Here is an 18,971-nt window from a genome sequence, read left to right as displayed (position 1 = left end):
GTAGCACCTTGGCCTCCTCATCCATGAACAGACTGACCTCTCTTCGCACCCTGCTGCGCCAGAATGGACTGGATGGGGTGATTATCCCGCACGGGGATGAGTTTTTGGGCGAGTATACCCCCGCCTGCGCACAGCGACTGGCATGGATAAGCGGTTTTACAGGCAGTGCTGGCACCGCCATTGTTCTGGCGGATAAGGCAGCCGTTTTTTCCGACGGGCGCTACATCACCCAGATGGACCAGCAGGTGGACGGTGCCTGCTGGGAACGTGTGCATGGCGGGCAGGTGCCGCCCGCCACATGGCTGGCCACCAACGCCCACCCCGGCGCAACAATCGGCTATGACCCACGGATTATGAGTGCCGCAGAGCTGGAGCCATACCTGCAACACAGCCAGCTGTGCCTCACCCCCACACCGCACAATCTGGTGGATGCGCTGTGGTTTGACCGCCCTGCCCTGCCCGCTGGCCCCGCATTTATTCACCCCCTGCACCATGCGGGGGAAAGCTCCGCCAGCAAACGCAGCCGCATTGCCCATGACCTGCGCACTCTGGGGCAAGATGCAGCCGTGCTGAGCGATTCCGCCTCCATTGCATGGCTGCTCAACATCCGTGGCGCGGATATTCCCTGCACACCCGTGGTGCTGGCTTTTGCCATCCTCCATGCTGATGCAAGCGTTGACCTGATTATTCAGCCCGACAAAATTCCCGCCGATGTGCTGGCGTGGCTCGGCGCAGACGTGCGCATACATGCACCCCCGGCACTGGAGCAGGTTCTGGCAACACTTGGCAGGCGCACAGTGGGCGTGGACCCGGCGAGCAATGCCGTCTGGTTTACGCAGGCCCTGAGCCACCACAGCGCAACCGTTGTCCCTACCCCCGACCCGTGCCTGCTGCCCAAAGCGTGCAAAAACGCGGTTGAACAGCAGGGCATGCGCGCCGCCCACCTGCGTGACGGCGTCGCCCTATGCCGCTTTTTGCACTGGATGGACACCTACGCCACCACCACAACCGAACTGGACGCCGCCCGCCAACTGGCCGCCTTCCGACGGGAGGCACCTGAGTATGTGGAGGATTCGTTTACGGCCATTTCTGGCGCAGGGCCGAATGGCGCTGTGATCCACTACAGCGTGACCGAGCAGAGCAACCGCGCCATAAACCCCGACGAGGTGTACCTGATCGACAGCGGCGGCCAGTACCCCGATGGCACGACCGATGTCACCCGCACACTCTGGACTGGCCCTGGCACACCGCCAGCAGCACTCAAGGCAGCCTTTACCCGCGTGCTCAAGGGCAACCTACGCCTTGGCCATGCGCGCTTCCCCGCAGACCAAGGGCCATGCGCTGGATGCGCTGGCACGCTACGACCTGTGGCAGGCCGGGCTGGATTTTGACCATGGCACCGGCCACGGAGTAGGCAGTTTTTTATCTGTGCATGAAGGGCCTGCGCGTATTTCCAAAGCACCATCCACCATTGCCCTGCGTGCAGGCATGGTCCTGTCCAACGAACCGGGGTTTTACCTGCCGGTGCCTATGGCATCCGACTGGAAACCCTTGTGCTGGTGCGTGAACCCACACACACGGACTCCGACCGACCTTTTCTGGAATTTGAAACGCTGACACTGGCACCGTTTGACCGGAGACTGATCGACCCCACCCTGCTGGGCGAGGCAGATACCGCCCTGCTGGATGGCTACCATGCAGAAATCTTGCAACAGATTGCCCCGCACCTACCCGCGGATGCAAAAAAATGGCTGCAAACGGCCTGCGCGCCCCTCAACAAGGCGTGATAGCAGACGTTTGTCACCAATGGTCACGTAAATGGGAATCGCCTGACCGCGCAAAGAAGCGCAGAACAGGCACCGAAGTTGAAAGGGAGCTTCTCAGAATGACAGCACATAGCAAGACCATTCCCGCCACACTTATTCCCGGTGATGGCATTGGCCCTGAAATTGTTGAATCGGTTATAGAAATTCTGGACGCGGTTGAGGCCCCGTTTGTATGGGACCGTCAACTGGCCGGCATGGCTGGTGTAGATGCGGTTAACGACCCACTGCCCAAGCAGACCATTGAGAGCATCCGCCGTACGGGCCTTGCCCTTAAAGGCCCGCTGACCACACCTGTTGGTGGTGGCTTCAAGTCCATCAATGTTACTCTCCGGCAGGAATTCGGGCTGTTTGCCAACCTGCGCCCCACCAAGACCATTGTCCCCGGTGGCCGGTTTGATGACATTGACCTCGTTCTCTTCCGCGAGAACCTGGAAGGTTATTACGCCGCCATGGAGCACTACATTCCCGTGGGTGAAGACCCCAAGGTATTGCTCTGAGCTCCGGCTTCACTTCCCGTGCGGAATGCCGCCGGATTGTCAAATACGCCTTTGATTATGCAGTAAAGAATAACCGTAAAACGGTTACAATCGTGCATAAGGCCAACATCCTCAAGCTGCTGACCGGCCTGTTCCTTGAAGAAGGCCGCAAGGTTGCTGAAGAATACAAAGGCCGCATCGCCTTTAACGAACGGATTGTGGACGCCTGCGCTATGCAGCTTGTCATCAACCCGTGGCAGTTTGACGTTGTTGTCACCACCAACCTGTTCGGCGACATCCTGTCCGACCTGACCGCTGGTCTGGTGGGTGGGCTTGGCATGGCTCCGGGCGCAAACATTGGCGAAAAAGCTGCCGTGTTTGAAGCCGTTCATGGCTCTGCCCCCGACATTGCAGGCAAAGGCATTGCCAACCCGCTGGCTCTGCTGCTGGCTGCGGTCATGATGCTGCGCCACGTTGGCCACGACAAGCAGGCTGACCGGATTGACGCTGCGATTAAAAAAGTCATTACCGATGGTGGCGTCCGCACCAAGGATCTGGGTGGCAACACCACCTCCAAGGAACTGACGGCAGCACTCAAGCAGGCCCTGTCCTAAGGTCCACGCAACTTTTGCCGCGGGCGTGTCCGGCGGCAAAAAGGCGGCAGCGGGGGTGCTCCGGCACCCCTTTTTTTATGGCAGGTCCACAGGCTGCGCGCAGGCCAGTAGCCGGAGGCTGACCAGAGCATGCTCGAATATTTCCTGCTGCTGCGGGGGCATATGCGCAACTTGCCGCTCCAACCAGCGTGCGGTAGAAGCCGCCTGACGGGTTACAAGTGTGCCGTCATCATGCTCCCAGTGCCGTAAAAACGCCCGTAAGGCGCGTTGCACGGCTGGTGGGGTCGTGGGAGCCAGCGCCAGTTCGCGCAGCAGAATGACATGCATGCCACTGACCATGCCCGAGAACTGCTGGCGGGCAAAAGCATTGCGCCGTGGCAGGGCAATACCCTGCGCATTGCGCATAATGCGCACCAGACTATCCGCATTGCCCGATAACCACTGGTAAACCGACACCCGGCTATTGGCCGATGCCAGCCCCTGCAACTGCCTGCTGCTCCAGAGCGCAGTGCGCAGCATGTGGGAATCCGGCCTAAAAGGCAGAACCGTGCGGTACGTCCACCCCGCCACCAGCACAGCCCCCAAAAATGCCAGAGAGGCGTTAAAGAACGAAACCTCGTCATACCGCCCCTGATTATTCGGCCCCATCAGGACTGGCAGAAACATGTTGAACGAAAAAGCATAGCCCGCCGTAGCCGGGTTACGCGCAGCCAGCCCTCCTATGACCATAGGCACCATCATTAGCAGGACCAGCATTTCCGGTGTGTTCAGCGCGGGCAATACCAGAGTGACATACACCCCGGCTACCAGCACGCACCATACCGCCCCCCTGAAAAACGGGGCCGAGGCCACAACGGGGTTTTCCCGCGTGGCCAGCAGCCCATACACCAGTGCGAGCAAAGACATGAAGGTCGGCCCCGAAGGCCATGCCGTGACCTCCCACAGCAGCCAGCCGACCAGAATACCCGCACACGCCCGGACCCCGTTTTCCACCGCCTCCAGCGCATGCCTGCGGGAGCGGATACGAAAGCGGAAGCGGTCACCCCGCCTGTGGCTCAGGCATGCCTCCACATGCTCACGGACGGCCCATTCATCCTTACGGATAGACGTTGGCACCTTGTCTGCTGGCAGCAGTTTAAGGGTCGCCAGCCCTTCCGCCCGAGCCAGCAGGACCAGCAGGCCTGCGAGTGCCGCACGGGCATGGTCAGCCATATGCCCGTAGCCGCCTGCCTCCAGCGCATCATATTCAATACGGCTGCCTGCTGCCGTCAGTTCGCCCAGGAGCGGGCTCTGGTCCAGCTCCGTGGTGAGGTGCCCCTCCACCAGACAGTCCACCCGTTTGCGCACCAGTGCCTGTGCCGCATCCAGCCGGGTTTTAAGCCGCGCACGCGCACGGGCATGCAAACCGGGCATGAACAGCAGCGCCAGTAGCGCCTCGCACACCACACCGAGCACAATATAGGTGCCGCGTGACAGAGCGATATCAAAGACCTGATCGGGTTGCATAATGGCGCCAGTCGCCACGATGGCAGAGGTAAACCCGGTCAACACCAGCCCGTAGGCTTTATAACCTTCCAAAAAAGTGGCCATGCCGCAGCACAGGCCAATCCAGCATGCCAGCACACCAAAAAACAGGGCCGGACTTTGCGGCAAAGCGGCTATGAGCCCCACAGCCACGCAGCAGCCCAGCACCGTGCCCGCAATACGCCAGCGCGCCTTGGACAGGCTCTCCCCCCGGGAGGACTGCGCAACGACCCACACGGTCAATGGCGCCCACTGGGGGCTGTCCATTTCCATGCCCATAGCAATAACAAGGGACAAGCCTGCGGCAAAAGCCGAGCGGACGGCAAACGCCACATCTCCCCACGACGGGGCCAGCAGCCACTTCAGCTTACCCGAGGACTGCATGCCCAGCGCTTGCCAAAGAGCAAGCAAGTACGCGCCCCCGAACCGATGGGCCGGGGGCATACTGGCATCGGGGTCCATATTGCTCATGATGCGTTGTACTCAGCCAGCAGAGGAAAGCCGCACGATGTTCAGGCAGCCCCTATAAGTCCAAGCGATTGTTCTGATAAAATCATAAGCAATGCTTATAATGAAGACACCATCTGCTAAGTGGCGTAAATGTTATCCAGCTCCAGAGCAGTGGCAACATGCCACAGCCGGGTAAGCAACGCGGTGGAATTGGGCTGGTTCAGGCGCAGCAGGCCGACTTCTGGCGCGGGAGAAGGGTCAAGCCTGCGCACCTGCAATGGCCCGAGCGCCCCCACACGTTCTGGCAGGGCAGAAACAGGCATGACCCCGGCAACCTTACCCGCCATTATTTCCGCATGCAGCAATTCCAGCACATTTGTTTCCAGCATAACGCGGGGGGCCACCCCGGCCTGCGCAAAACAGGCGTCCACCAGTTGTCTGCTGTGCATGTTGCGGCTGAGCAGGCCCAGCGGCAGGGCTGCCGCCTGCTGCCACCCGCACTCCCGCCCAGCAGGCAGGGGGATGGATGGCGCTGCAATCAGCACATATTGCTCTGCATACAGGCGCTGGACTTCAAACGGTCCATCCTTGGGCACCTGGTCCAGATACATCAGCCCTAACTGAATCCGCTGTTCCCTGAGCTGGTGCAGAATTTCCGCATTGGGGTACACGGTCACCTCAACCCGCAGGGCTGGCACAGCGCTGCGAAAATGCTCCAGCAGCAAAGGCACAACCTGCACCCCCTGCGGCATAACGCCAATGGAGACAAACCCACCGGCTACATCCTGCGCAAAAGCGGCCTCCTGACGCAGGCTGTCCAGATCCGCCAAGGTTTTGCGTGCCCAGATCAGAACACGCTGCCCTTCCTCCGTCAGCCCGAAAAAGCGACGGTTGCGGTTGATGATGGTAATGCCCAGCTCATTTTCCAACTGCCGGATAGCGGACGACAGAGCAGGCTGGGAGACGCCACATGCCTGTGCCGCGCGGGAAAAATGGCGGTGCTGCTCCAGTGCGATCAGGTAACTGAGTTGCCGCAAAAACACCTGTGCGTCCGCTCCCCCACATATGGGTGGCAGGTGTGCCCCCTGCCCCGCCCAAGGTTTTTTAACTCATGCCCCAACATGCACAGAGGCGGATATGCCTAGCCGATTTCAATCCCGATCTGTTTGATGTCATGGAACCTGATGTCGGGGTTCTGCTCCTCGGTCCGGCGCATCATGAAGTTGGATGTCGCCAGAAAAACCGGGTCATCATCCAGATCATCCGCCATGGCCGAGCGGTTGGATGCGGTAAACGCCTCAATTTTATCACGCGGGCCGGTAATCCAGCGGGCAAGGGAGAAGGGTGTGGAATCAAAGCCAATACCAACACCGTATTCCGCCCGCAGGCGTGCCTGCAACACATCAAGCTGGAGTGTACCCACCACACCCACAATGGGGGGCGCGCCATCTTGCGGCCTGAAGAGCTGGACCACCCCTTCCTCCGCCAGTTGTACCAGAGCCTGCTTGAGCTTTTTGGCCTTCATGGCATCATCCAGCCGCACCCGGCGCAGGATTTCTGGGGCAAAATGGGGCACGCCCGTAAAGCGGATATCTTCGCCCTCGGTCAGCGTGTCCCCAATGCGCAGGGTGCCGTGGTTGGGAATGCCCACCACATCGCCCGCAAAGGCTTCTTCGGCCAGATGCCGGTCCTGAGCAAAAAAGAACTGGGGCGTATGGACGGCAAAGCTCTTGCCCGTGCGGGTGTGCCGGAGCTTCATCCCCCGCGTCAGCCTGCCCGAGCAGATACGGGCAAAAGCAATACGGTCACGGTGGTTGGGGTCCATGTTGGCCTGAATTTTGAACACCAGCGCCGTCATACCCGGCTCATCGGCCGTTACTGTCCGGTTTTCCGCCGCCTGCGCACGGGGAGACGGCCCAAAAGCCACCAGCGCGTCCAGCAGGTCGGTCACACCAATTTCCTTAATGGCGCTCCCAAAAAAGACCGGGGTCAGATGGCCCGCATCAAATGACTCGCGGTCAAACTCCGGCAGGGCAGCCTCTGCCAGTTCCAGCTCCTCGCGCATCTGCGTCAGCCGCTCATCACTCTCCGCCAGCGGGGTAAGGGTGTTGAGTTTGCCGTTGAGCAGGTCATACGTGCCCACAAAGGTGGCGGCACGGCCAACAGGCCATGTGCAGGGCATGTGTCCAGCGCCAGAGAGGACGCAATTTCGTCCAGCAGGGCAAAGGGGTCCTGTGCCTCGCGGTCCATCTTGTTGATGAAGGTGACAATGGGAATATCACGCAGGCGGCAGATTTCGAACAGTTTGCGTGTCCGGTCTTCTATCCCCTTGGCCGCGTCGATCACCATAACTGCCGAGTCAACGGCTGTCAGGGTCCGGTAAGTATCTTCGGAGAAGTCTTCATGTCCGGGCGTGTCCAGCAGGTTGAACACGCAGCCGCCGTAATCAAACGTCATGACCGAGCTGACAACGGAAATCCCGCGATCGCGCTCAATGGCCATCCAGTCCGAGCGTGTGCGGCGGCGTTCGCCCTTGGCCCGCACATTCCCCGCCAGCTGAATGGCACCACCGGCACGCAGGATGCGCTCGGTCAGTGTGGTTTTACCGGCGTCAGGGTGCGAGATGATCGCAAACGTACGACGACGGACAATTTCCTTACCCAGTTCAGGATTGGCGGTATCAGACATAAATCAGTTCCGGAGCATCTGGCATGAATAAAAACGGCAAACGCCGGATGGAGAGAAAACCCCTCCACCCGGCGTCCACAGGTCGAACCGGAGTTCCCGATTAACGGGAGTAGAATTCGACCACCAGGTTCGGTTCCATCTGCACCGGATACGGCACATCGGAAAGCTGCGGGCCACGCAGGAACGTGCCCTTCATCTGGCGATGATCGACTTCCATGTATTCCGGCACGTCGCGCTCAGCGGACTGTGTTGCATCCAGAACGATGGCAAGCTGCTTGGACTTTTCGCGCACTTCAATCACGTCACCATCTTTAACGATGTAGGACGGGATGTTCAGCTTGCGGCCGTTGACCAGAATGTGGCCATGGCTGATGAACTGGCGAGCCGCAAACGGAGTGATTGCGAACTTCATGCGGTAGATCACCGCGTCCAGACGACGTTCGAGCAGGTTGATCAGGTTTTCAGACGTATCGCCTTTGCGACGCACGGCTTCCTGATAGTAACGGCGGAACTGCTTTTCCGTGATGTTGCCGTAGTAGCCTTTGAGCTTCTGCTTGGCCATCAGCTGGACAGAGAAGTCGGAAGGCTTGCCCTTGCGGCGCTGACCATGCTGACCCGGACCGTATTCACGACGGTTAACGGGGGACTTTGCACGGCCCCACAGGTTTACGCCAAGGCGGCGGTTGATTTTATATTTGCTCTCAAGGCGCTTGCTCATAGTGCGCTCTTCATCTCTCAACAGGCGGGCTGGGAGAAACAGCCCGTCATTACACCGGTAGTCTCCGTCCACCACGGATCGGAGCGGGCGCATACCGCATTACCAGCAAAAAGGCGCTGGCCGGTCTGTCCACATTCCCGGCAATGGCCGCAGGATTTACGAGAACACTCCCGCCATGTCAACCAAAGCCACGCCAGTTCGTATGGATTTAGGCATGACGGACCGTTTTTGCTTTGTATTAACCTGTGGCACCATACTATCAGAACACCATACTTTACTCTGGCTGCAAGGATAAACTCCATGCCATTCGCACATAAATGGGCCTTTTTTGTTGTATTGGGCATTGCATTGGTCATACTCGGCTTTGTCGCCTGTATTGATGCCGTGTCCGTGACCCTCGCAAGCACCATGTTTATTGGGGGCCTGCTTATTTTTGCCGGGATCATGCAGGGTGTGCATGCCCTTGCAGTCAAGGACTGGGGCGGCTTTCTGTTCTCCCTGCTCTGTGGCGGGCTTTACATTATTGCCGGCGCGCTGCTGATCAAGGAGCCTGTTTCCGGCTCTGTTGCCATTACGGTATTTGCTTCTGTCTGTTTTATTGTCGTGGGTGTTCTGCGCGCTGTCATGGCATTGCAGTACCGCGGTCTGCCGGGCTGGGGCATTATTCTGGCCAGCGGGCTGATCAGCCTTGCGGTTGGCGTGTGTCTGTACATCACCCTGCCGTGGTCCGGTCTGTGGCTGATTGGCACCTTTATTGCCGTTGAACTGATTGCCAGCGGCATTGGCTGGGTGCAGTTCGGTCTGGCCCTGCGCCAGAGCAACGCGCGCTAGAACAGGGGCAGCACGCCCACACGGGCAGGCGCGGAACGTTTACTCCACGCCTGCATCTTTGCCCAAGGATGCTTCCTGCTCATCAGACGCCTGTGACTGGTGTGGACTGTCTGGCGGCATAAGGGCCAGCACTTCCCGCTCTGGAGCAAGCAGGGCGCGGGCCGCCAGACCATCCTCATCCATAGCTGCGATCTTGCGTTTTGGCAGGAGTGATGTCGGGCGTTCCCCGGCCTCCCTCTTGCGCAGGATGGTCTCAATATTTTCCAGCACAACCGGGTAGTCATCCACCAGACGCTTGAAGCGTGATGCCTTGATGGCCATAAAATGCCCGAACTGCACGGCACGCACATTGCCCACGCACCGCCAGCGGTTCAGGGCCTCCTGCGCGCCAAGCAGATCCCCTGCCCCATACAGTTCATCCACACCGGCTACATGCGCTTCCACCAGCCCTGCACTGATGAAGTAGACATAGCGCATCTTCTGCCCCTTGCGGCACAGCAGTTCCTGCGGAGCAACAAAGCGCAGGGATGTGGTCGTCGCAAGGTCATGCAACTCCGCCCCAGGCAAGCCACGGAAGACGGCAGCATTTTTAATCCTGTCCTCAATCCCGCTGCGCAGGTCAAAACTCAGTCGCTTGTCCAGACGGTGCCTGCGCCGTTCCAGTTCCTTGAGCAGTTCGCGGTTGAGTTCATCACTGATCAGGGATTCAGCGAGCAGGGTATCGTATTCCTCCCCTTCCAGCCGCAGGGCGATCTGGCGGAAAATGCGGTTCTCCAATGCCTCTGCATAACCATGGTAATGCAGACGCAGGGTTTCCAGCGCCTCATCCAGCAGCTTGCGCTGGCGTGAGAGCACCTCGGCCACAATTTCTCCAATACGACTGCCCAGTGTGGGCTCAAGCCGCTCGCGCATGAACCGGGTGAGCGAGATGGAAATAAAATGCGCGACCATCAGCATTTCAAACCGTTCAGCCATGCACAGCATCAACGGCCTATCCCAACGCAGGTAATTATGCACCCACTGGGCCAGATCAAACCGGAATGACGGGCTGAGCCTGCGCCGCAGGGCACGCACATACCCCAGGCGCCCCTCCAGCCGTGCGCCATCAATAGCCGCTTCGGACGAACGCAGCAGGGTTTCCATCACCCTGCGGGACAGCCCCTGCATGCGGAACAGGTCCAGCAGCAAGGAGCGCTCCTGACTGGCAATGGTGATCAGCGCCAGGTTGACGCGCTGCGTATCGGACAGGGCCTGATCGAACACGTTGGCAGCCTGTTCCTCCACTGCTCGGCGTTCAATCTGCTCAATGACCGGGCGCGTGGCATCCGCACCAAAACCCAGCTCCCCCCCAGTTTTTTGGCACGTTCGCGCACATTGCCCAGACCAATGCCCAGAACCTGATGGCGCATGGCCTCATCAATAGGAGAAAGCTGGTCCAGCTTAAGGAACAGGACAAGCGACCGCAGGGTGGTGCCGTTAACAAGCAGGGTTATCAGCACAAAGCCTGTGGCAATAATACCTACAAAATGGGCAATGGGTGTTGCCACGTGCTCGTTTTCTGTCACGGCCAGCGCTAGGGCCAGCGTAATGGCACCACGCAGCCCCCCCCACACCATTGTCACCTTGAACGGCGTGGGCACAGGGGGGGACAGGCGCGACCATGCCAGTAGTGGCAGCATACCAAACACCACAGCGGCACGCGCCGTAAGCCCTGCGACACTGGCTATCAGAATAAGGACCCAGTCCCAGCGGGTCATACCCACCAGCAGATGTGGCACCAGCATGGACGCCAGCACAAACACCAAAGACCCCGCCCAGAACACCAACTGCTGCCACAACTGGTTAAGGAACAGCCATGTCTGGGGCCGCACGGTTGATGGCCCGTAAACAGAGAGCGTCAGCCCAGCAGCGGCAGTTGCCACCACGCCCGACACCCCCAGAAATTCATCTGACAGGATGTACACAACATAAGGTAGGGCAACACTGAGCGTAATTTCTGCCGCTGAACTGCCGATCGCTGACATCATGACCAGCGTAAGCCGCCCGCACACTACCCCGACCACCAGCGCACTCGCAAAGGAGACCACAAACGAGATCACCGCATCACCCGGGTGGATAGCGCGGTGCAGTGTCACCGAGGGCAGCAGAATGGAAAAAATGGAAATGGCCGCTGCGTCGTTCAGCAGCGCCTCACCTTCGACCAGCCGGGTCAGGCGGGTGGAGGCCCCGATATCACGGAAGATACCCGCCACGGCGGACGGGTCCGTTGTGGCCACAATGGAACCCAGCAGCAGGCAGACAACAAGCGGCATGCCCGCAAAAGGAAACAGGGCAAAGCCGATCAGGGCGGTGGACAGGGCCACCGCCACCACGGCCAGCAGCAGCACGGTTGCCGCCTCGTGCGCAAGGCGGCGCACATCAATGGCCAGCGCGCCCTGAAAAACCAGAACAGGCAGAAAAATCAGCAGGAACGACTCACTGCTTATGGGAAAATCAAGCAGGGTTTCGGCAATACCACTCAGGGCGGAGGCATAGGAGGTCCGCAGGGCAAAATCGGCCAGAGAGCCAATAATAATACCCACAATGGCCAGCAGCACCGTCTCGGACAGCTCAAGCTTGCGGGCAATGGGCTGTACGGCACTGACAACAACCAGAAGAAGCGCAATTACAAGTAGTATCGCAGCCAGACCCGTTACCGCCATACCCATGCCTCTCTTTCCAAAACCTGCCGGATTCTGCCCTTGCTAACACGATGATAAGGCAAGGAAATGGCAAATACGTCTTTCTGCCTCCGCTTGTAACAGGCCAGAGCCGAGCATGCCACACCCGCAAACGCCAGACACGAACATGCACACACCCCATACCTGCCGCATTTGCCAAACCGGCAGCCCCCATAAGCCATGAGCATGAACCACACCGGGCAAGACTTTTCGCCCGAAAAAATTAGGCGTATGCTCACGGGCATGAAACAGATGACGCTCTCCCCGGTTCGCCTCGCCCTGTTTGCATGTGCCCTGACTGGCCTTTGCGCCTGCGCCGAAGACCCAGATGCGCATTATTACCGCCCACACAGGCATACGGGGCAGGCTGCCCCCGACTGGTACAGACCGCCCGCAACACCGGCGGGCTCTACCTCCCGCAGCAAAACCCAGCGGCAACCCGACAGCAACCCTCAGGCTCTTCAGTATGACCGATAAAGACAAGACCGAAAAAGTTGTCCGCATTGCCATTGTTGCAGGGGCCGTAATGGTGGGCGTTATTGTGCTCTGCACCATGTACTCAGGGTTTTCCGCCCTGATGACCGGACAACCCATGCCCGGACAGCCTGCCCAGACCATGGGCCAGAATGACGGCCATTAAAGCGCGCTCCATTCACGCTTTAATGGCGGGCGGTACGCTCGCCTGCCTGCTGGCTGGCCCTGCGCTCAGCGCGTCCTCCCCGCTTCCCGCCGATCTGCCACAGCCAGAACATGGCGGCGGCACACTCAGGCTGGTAGCGACGTCGTCCGGCGGCACGCTGGACCCCCAGATCAACTACACAGCCAAATACATCAACCTGTTTGCCAATGTGTATGATGGGCTGACCACCTTCCGCAAAGTTACAGGCCTGCGGGCAAGGAGGTTGTGCCTGACCTGGCCGAGGCCCTGCCCACCCCACAGGACGGCGGGCTGACTTACAGCTTTACACTGCGCCCTGACATTTACTTCTCCAACGGGCAGCGCGTAACCACGGCGGATGTTGTGGCCTCCTTCCAGCGGCTTTTCCGTATTGGTGCTCCAACGGCGGGGGCTTTTTATGGCGCAATCGCAGGGGCCGATGCGTGCCTGCACACCCCAGCCACATGTACACTGGAACGCGGGATAGAGGCCGATGCCCCCAGCAGGCGCATAACCTTCCACCTAACCCACCCCGATGCGGAGTTCCTGCAAAAACTCGCGTTTACCCACGCCGTTATCCTGCCTGCCAACACCCCTGCGCGTGATACGGGTAACACGCCCCTGCCCGGCACCGGCCCTTACAGGCTGGAGGCTTACAACCCCAACAGCTTTCTGACCCTTGACCGCAACCCGGCTTTTCATGTCTGGAACCCACAGGCACAGCCCGCAGGTTACCCCGAGCGGATTGAATACACGTTTGGCATACCCGAAGAGGCTGCTGTAACTGCTGTGGAAAATGGCCAGTATGACTGGATGGCCGACACCATTCCCCTTGACCGGCTGGGTGAGCTTGGTGCGCACTTTGCCGGGCAAACGCACGTCATGCGCCATGCCTCGCTCTATTTTCTGCCCATGAACATGCATGAGCCTCCTTTTACGGACATAAGGGTGCGTCAGGCCGTCAACTACGCGCTCAACCGCAAGGCCATGGTTATCCTGTATGGTGGCCCCGGCATTGCGCGCCCCCTGTGTGGCCTTATTCCCTCCATTGTGGACAGCGGAGAGCCACAATGCCCTTATACACGCGGAGCCTCACCCCACGCACCCGCCCCCCGGTGGAGTGCCCCCGACATGCCCACAGCACGCCGCCTAGTACAAGAGAGTGGTACCATAGGGCAAAAGATCACGCTGGTTGTTGCCAATACCAGCACGGAAATGGCCATGGGTGCATGGGTGCGCGACATGCTCCAGAGCCTTGGGTATCAGGCAGCCCTGCGCCCGCTGAGCAGCAGCCTGCATCTGGCGTATATCCAGAACACGGACAACCATGTGCAAATATCCCTGACAAGCTGGTCAGCGGATTACCCGTCTCCCTCCAACTTTGTCGATGCGCTGTTCGGGTGTGAAAATTTTCATCCGCATTCCGATAGCTCCATCAATATTCCCGGATTTTGCGACCCACAGGCACAAGCCGTGATGGACCGTGCCAAAACCGATACTGACCTGAGCAGCATACAGCGCAACCTGCTGTGGCAGGAGGCCAACAGGCTGGTCATGGAACAGGCCCCCGCCGCCCCGGTGATTGAAAAAGACAATGTGGTGCTGACATCCGCCCGGATGCGGAACTTCTTTTACACCGAGGTCAATCAGCTCCTGTTCTCACAGGTCTGGTTGCACTGAATGGGGTCAAGCGGTGTTATCCACAGAATCTGTGGATGAAATACAGGACAAGTGTGGAATGAGCGCGGGATAAATCCCGACAACGCCCTACTCCGCCCCCAGCCGCCTGAGCACCAGCGCCCTGATCCGTTCTGGCAGAGGCACATAATCGAGTTGACCTGTTACGGCGGTTCCCTCCACCAGCCCCCACCGGAAAAAGCGCCGCACCGCAGCCCCTTCATTCTCCTGTGTGGCCGTGGCGGGGAACAGCACATAGGTTGTGGTGATAATCGGCCAGCTCTGCTCCCCTGCTGCATCGCTCAGGGCGGCCGTCAGGTCATTCTCGTCCCATTGGGCTGCCTGAGCCGCCTGAGCAAAGCTCGTGGCCGTCGGGCTGACAAAAACTCCCGCGTGGTTTTGCATCTGTACAAGTGCCAGATGATTGCGTTCGGCATAGGCATATTCAAGGTAGCCAATGCTGCCTGCTGTATTGCGCACGTAGGCGGCAATGCCGTCATTACCACGCGCACCAGCCCCGGCTGGCCATGCAACAGAAGTCCCTTTACCCACGCCCTCCTTCCATTCAAGCGAGACATGGGCAAGGTAGTCTGTAAAAACATACGTGGTGCCCGAACCATCTGCACGGTGTAAGGGCGCAATGACCTGATCGGGCAGGTGCAGACCGGGGTTAAGGGCCATGATCTGCGGATCATTCCACTGCGTAATGGTTCCGGCATAAATTGCCGCCAGCACAGGCCCGCTCAGGCGCAGGTCTCCACTGGCAACACCGGGAACATTGGCTGTAATCACCACCCCGCCAATGGCTGTTGGTACCTGAAGCAGGTTGCCCGCCTTCAGCCGCGCCGGAGCCATGGGGGCATCTGACGCCCCAAAATCCACGGTCCCTGCCAGAATCTGGTTTTGCCCGGCGCCCGAACCTATGGTCTGGTAATTGACCTGCACATCCACCGAGGCAGGTGCTGCAGCAGACCACGCCTGATAAAGGGGTGCGGCAAAGCTGGAGCCAGCTCCTGTCACCTCCTCCGCCCCTGCCATCGGGGACAGGGCCAGCCCACCACACAGCAGCAGGGCGGCAAACCCGGCCCTGAACGGGGAACGCACGGTAGCGGAGGAATAACAGGCCATGATCTACTCCTTATGCGGCCGGTGTCTTGTTAGCGCAGAACGCCACCCGTTGCCTTGCCGACAGCCGTGACAATACGTTCGGACACGGCCTCAAGCTCCGCATCTGTCAGGCTTTTTTCGGTTGGCTGGAGGGTCACTTCCACCCCGACCGAGCGCATGCCTTCGGCCACGTGCGGTCCTGTGTAGATGTCAAACAGGCTGACATCAGCCACAAGCTGGCGGTCGGCTCCACGCACGGCACGCAGCACGCTTTCCACCGGAATATCCTGCGCAAGCACAAACGCAAAATCACGCCGCACAGGCTGGAAGGCTGAAAGCACAGGCGCGCTTTTTTTCTTCTTTTTGGGCTGGGGCACGTTCTGCACAAACACTTCAAACGCCACCAACGGCACATCAATGTCGGCCGCCTGCAACACATAAGGATGCAGTTCGCCAAAATACGCCAGAATGTTCTTGGGCCCCTGCCGCAACACACCGGAGCGACCGGGGTGGTACCAAGCAGGCGCATCCGCCGTGGTTGTTATGGCATCGGGGTTGACGCCAAACTGGCGCAGCAGTTCCAGCGCATCCGCCTTGGCGGCCCAGAGCGAGACAGCAGTGCTGGCCACGCCGGGGTAACGCTGCGTGTGACCCGCACGCACACCTGCGGCCAATGTCTGCTGTGCCGCCTCCGCAAAGGCCGGACCAATTTCAAACAACCCGATATCACCCCAGCCCCGCACACTGTTGTGCCGGATGGCGGACACAAGATTAACCAGTGGCGTAGGCCGCATCTGGTCCAGATCGGACGCAATGGGGTTGAGCAGACGCAGGCTTTCGGGGGCGCCACCAAAATGCACGGCCTCCTCGTGCGAGACAAAGGAAAAGCCCACTGTCTCCGTTAACCCACGCGCGGCCAGTACGCGGCGCGCCAGCGCAAACCGTCCCTGCGCAGGGGTAAGGGAAGCCCCCGGCACCACACTGATGGGCGGCAGCGGCACGGCGGGCACTGCATCCAGCCCCTTGAGCCGCAGAACCTCCTCGACCAGATCACTTTCGGCCTCAATCGTTGCAACACCCTGAGCCGCCTGCACTGCCACATCGTCTGGCAGACTTTTGCCTTGCGACAGGACTGGAGCCTGCGCCACGTCATTACGCCATGCAGGCACGGCACATTCCACCTGTTCTTCGGTACGTGCCCGTACCTCAAAACCCAGTTTTTCCAGCAGCGCCACGCTCTCGTCCGCAGGCACGTCAAGCCCGCCGAGGTCACGCACACGGTTAAAGCGCAGGGTTGCCGTGCGCTGCCATGCAGGCTGCTGCCCGGCGGAGACAACTTCGCTGGCCTGACCGCCACACAACTCAATAATCATACGGGTTGCGGCCTCAAGAGCCGCCACGGGCAGGGCCTGATCCACGCCCCGCTCAAAGCGGTAGCTGGAATCGGACGACAGGCCGAGCCTGCGGCTGCTTAGAGCCACACGCACGGGGTCAAACAGAGCGCACTCCACGAACACATCAGTCGTGCTCTCGGTGGCACCTGTTGCCTCCCCCCCCATAATCCCGGCAAGGGACTGCACACCATTCTGGTCCGCAATCACGCAGTCTTCGGCCGTGACCGTGCATTCCTGCCCGTCCAGCGTGCGGAAGGTCTCACCCGCGCCACGGCACAGGGTTAATTTGCCGCCTGCAATTTTGCCCGCATCAAACACATGCAGGGGGCGCCCCAGATCAAAGCAGAAGTAGTTGGTAATATCGACCAGCGTGGAAATGGAGCGCAGGCCAACACTTTCCAGCCGGTTGCGCAGCCATTCCGGGCTGGGGCCGTTTTTGACACCGCGAATAGTCCGCCCCAACACCCATGGGCAGGCCTCGGGGTAAGTAATGGCCCACTCCACGGGGGAGGCAAACGTCCCCTCCACCGTTTCGGCCAGCCATGGGCGCAATGTGCCAAGGCCTGCAGCCGCCAGGTCACGCGCAATGCCACGCACACCCAGCGCATCACCCCGGTTGGGGGTAATGGCAATGTCGATCACCACATCATCCAGCCCGGCAAAATCGGGGTAGGACTGGCCGGGCTGTGTGTCGGCTGGCAGTTCGGCAATACCGCTGGTTTCTTCCCCAATCCCAAGCTCACGCAGGGAGCACAGCATGCCCCCGCTCAGTTCGCCCCGGACCTTGCCTGCCTTGATGGTCACATCCAGCCCCGGCACATAAGCGCCCGGTGGTGCAAAAATGACCGCCAGATCCTTGCGCGCATTGGGGGCACCACACACGACCTGCACGTCCGAAAAGCCCGGCCCGGCATCGACCCTGCAAACCTGTAGCCGGTCCGCATTGGGGTGGGGCTGCGCGTCCAGAATGCGGGCCGTCAGGAAAGGTGCCAGAGCTGCGCCCTTGTTCTCAACGCTTTCCACCTCCAGACCGATCTGGTTGAGCGTTGCACAGATTTCAGCCAGCGTTGCCTGTGTTTCCAGATGGTCATACAACCATGACAGCGTGAACTTCATACTCTCACACCCCTTCGTGCAGCAGTGCGGGTGCGAGCGGGTCTGCCCCGTAGTGTCGCAGCCAGCGGATATCGCTTTCATAGAACGAGCGCAGGTCGGGAATGCCGTTCTTCAGCATTGCCAGACGCTCGACCCCCATACCAAAGGCAAAGCCCTGCCATACGCATGGGTCCAGACCACAGTTGGCCAGAACACGCGCATGCACCATGCCTGCCCCCAGTACCTCCAGCCAGTCTTCCCCTGCCCCGATCTCACCCGTTTTGCGTGACCAGCCGATATCCACTTCCAGCGAGGGTTCGGTAAACGGGAAGTAGGAGGAGCGGAAGCGCACCGGCAGAGACGGCTTGCCAAAAAATGCACGCAGGAACTCGATCAGGCAGCCTTTGAGGTGCCCAAGAGTAATCCCCTGCCCCACAACCAGACCTTCGCACTGGTGGAACATGGGGGAGTGCGTTGCATCGTGGTCCGCGCGGTAGGTGCGGCCGGGTGCAATAATACGGATGGGGGGCTTTTGCCCGAGCATGGTGCGTATCTGCACGCCCGAGGTCTGGGTACGCAGTACGCGGGTCACGTCCAGCCCCGGAGAGGGCGGGAGGTAAAACGTGTCGTGGTCGGTTCTGGCGGGGTGGTGGTCGGGCGTGTTCAGAGCCGAAAAGTTATGCCAGTCGGTCTCGATATCCGGCCCTTCTGCCACCTGAAAACCCATGACGCCAAAAATGGCCGTCATTTCCTCAATCGTGCGGCTGATCGGGTGGATATAGCCTGCCACTTCCGCCGGTGGGGGAGCGGTAACATCCAACCGTTCCGCAATCAGGCGGGCCTGCAGGGCGGCTGCTTCCAGTTCGCGCCCGCGTGCTTCCACCGCCTGTGTCAGTTCGTCACGCAGCCGGTTCAGCGCAACGCCACGGGCCTTGCGCTCATCGGGCTGCATTTTCCCCAGTGCTTTGAGCAGGCCAGTCAGCCGACCGGATTTGCCCAGAGTGCCAACGCGCACGGCATCCCATGCCCGCAGGTCTGTGGCACCCGCCAGTTCCGACAGGACGTCCTGCCGAAGAGTTTCTAGATCGTCGCTCATGGAACCCCGCGCTGAGGAAAAAATGCTACCGGGCGGATACAGTCTTCCACGAAGGGAGAAAACCCCCCAGAGCCAAAAACCATCCGCCCAAAAACAA

9 protein-coding genes and 5 pseudogenes are annotated in these 18,971 nt (G+C 60.0%); 6 read left to right on the top strand and 8 right to left on the bottom strand.

Annotation, left to right across the window (positions count from 1 at the left end):
• Window positions 1–8 precede the first annotated feature (8 nt).
• Window positions 9–1,787, top strand: a pseudogene (locus tag JCM25146_RS16105) (aminopeptidase P family protein).
• A 98-nt stretch (window positions 1,788–1,885) separates the two neighbouring features.
• Window positions 1,886–2,916 (top strand): annotated as a pseudogene (locus JCM25146_RS16100) (isocitrate/isopropylmalate dehydrogenase family protein).
• A gap of 75 nt (window positions 2,917–2,991) precedes the next feature.
• Here JCM25146_RS16100 and JCM25146_RS00130 read toward each other — a convergent pair.
• From JCM25146_RS00130 to rpsD, 4 genes and pseudogenes are all read right to left on the bottom strand, one after another.
• Window positions 2,992–4,911: an FUSC family protein gene (locus tag JCM25146_RS00130; RefSeq protein ID WP_148298914.1), complete on the bottom strand. Its 1,920-nt coding sequence runs from the start codon at window positions 4,909–4,911 to the stop codon at window positions 2,992–2,994.
• Between the two features lie 116 nt (window positions 4,912–5,027).
• A complete protein-coding gene (locus JCM25146_RS00125; protein ID WP_025824943.1) occupies window positions 5,028–5,933 on the bottom strand; it encodes a LysR family transcriptional regulator in 906 nt (301 codons plus the stop codon).
• A 98-nt stretch (window positions 5,934–6,031) separates the two neighbouring features.
• Window positions 6,032–7,578 (bottom strand): annotated as a pseudogene (locus JCM25146_RS16095) (peptide chain release factor 3).
• A 100-nt stretch (window positions 7,579–7,678) separates the two neighbouring features.
• On the bottom strand, window positions 7,679–8,296 hold the full coding sequence (gene rpsD / locus JCM25146_RS00115) for a 30S ribosomal protein S4 (protein ID WP_025824941.1): 618 nt from the start codon (window positions 8,294–8,296) through the stop codon (window positions 7,679–7,681).
• A 300-nt stretch (window positions 8,297–8,596) separates the two neighbouring features.
• Between rpsD and JCM25146_RS00110 the strand changes: the two genes are divergently transcribed.
• On the top strand, window positions 8,597–9,127 hold the full coding sequence (locus JCM25146_RS00110) for an HdeD family acid-resistance protein (RefSeq protein ID WP_025824939.1): 531 nt from the start codon (window positions 8,597–8,599) through the stop codon (window positions 9,125–9,127).
• Between the two features lie 39 nt (window positions 9,128–9,166).
• Here the strand turns inward: JCM25146_RS00110 and JCM25146_RS16090 are convergent.
• A pseudogene (locus tag JCM25146_RS16090) lies at window positions 9,167–11,829 on the bottom strand (cation:proton antiporter).
• Between the two features lie 261 nt (window positions 11,830–12,090).
• On the opposite strand from JCM25146_RS16090, the gene JCM25146_RS00100 reads away from it, so the two are divergent.
• The 3 genes and pseudogenes from JCM25146_RS00100 (at window position 12,091) to JCM25146_RS16085 (ending at window position 14,185) form a co-directional block, all read left to right on the top strand.
• Window positions 12,091–12,324: a hypothetical protein gene (locus tag JCM25146_RS00100; RefSeq protein WP_148298913.1), complete on the top strand. Its 234-nt coding sequence runs from the start codon at window positions 12,091–12,093 to the stop codon at window positions 12,322–12,324.
• A complete protein-coding gene (locus JCM25146_RS22325) occupies window positions 12,314–12,487 on the top strand; it encodes a hypothetical protein (RefSeq protein ID WP_159101937.1) in 174 nt (57 codons plus the stop codon). The genes JCM25146_RS00100 and JCM25146_RS22325 overlap by 11 nt, the downstream gene beginning before the upstream one ends.
• A gap of 22 nt (window positions 12,488–12,509) precedes the next feature.
• Window positions 12,510–14,185: pseudogene (locus tag JCM25146_RS16085) on the top strand (ABC transporter substrate-binding protein).
• An 87-nt stretch (window positions 14,186–14,272) separates the two neighbouring features.
• Here JCM25146_RS16085 and pstS read toward each other — a convergent pair.
• The 3 genes from pstS to pheS are packed head-to-tail and all read right to left on the bottom strand — an operon-like array spanning window position 14,273 to window position 18,874.
• Window positions 14,273–15,310 (bottom strand): phosphate ABC transporter substrate-binding protein PstS, encoded by a 1,038-nt coding sequence (gene pstS, locus JCM25146_RS00085; protein ID WP_051543836.1) that lies wholly within the window; start codon window positions 15,308–15,310, stop codon window positions 14,273–14,275.
• A gap of 29 nt (window positions 15,311–15,339) precedes the next feature.
• A complete protein-coding gene (gene pheT / locus JCM25146_RS00080; RefSeq protein WP_025824933.1) occupies window positions 15,340–17,799 on the bottom strand; it encodes a phenylalanine--tRNA ligase subunit beta in 2,460 nt (819 codons plus the stop codon).
• Window positions 17,800–17,803: 4 nt separating this feature from the next.
• Window positions 17,804–18,874 carry a phenylalanine--tRNA ligase subunit alpha gene (gene pheS / locus JCM25146_RS00075; protein ID WP_025824931.1) on the bottom strand — a complete coding sequence of 357 codons (1,071 nt, stop codon included), beginning with the start codon at window positions 18,872–18,874 and terminating at the stop codon, window positions 17,804–17,806.
• Window positions 18,875–18,971: the final 97 nt, after the last annotated feature.

It is taken from the genome of Acetobacter okinawensis JCM 25146 (assembly GCF_000613865.1).
GTDB lineage: Bacteria > Pseudomonadota > Alphaproteobacteria > Acetobacterales > Acetobacteraceae > Acetobacter > Acetobacter okinawensis.
The sequence above is the reverse complement of the archived record's forward strand: the minus strand, read 5'-3'. Positions and strand labels throughout refer to the sequence as shown.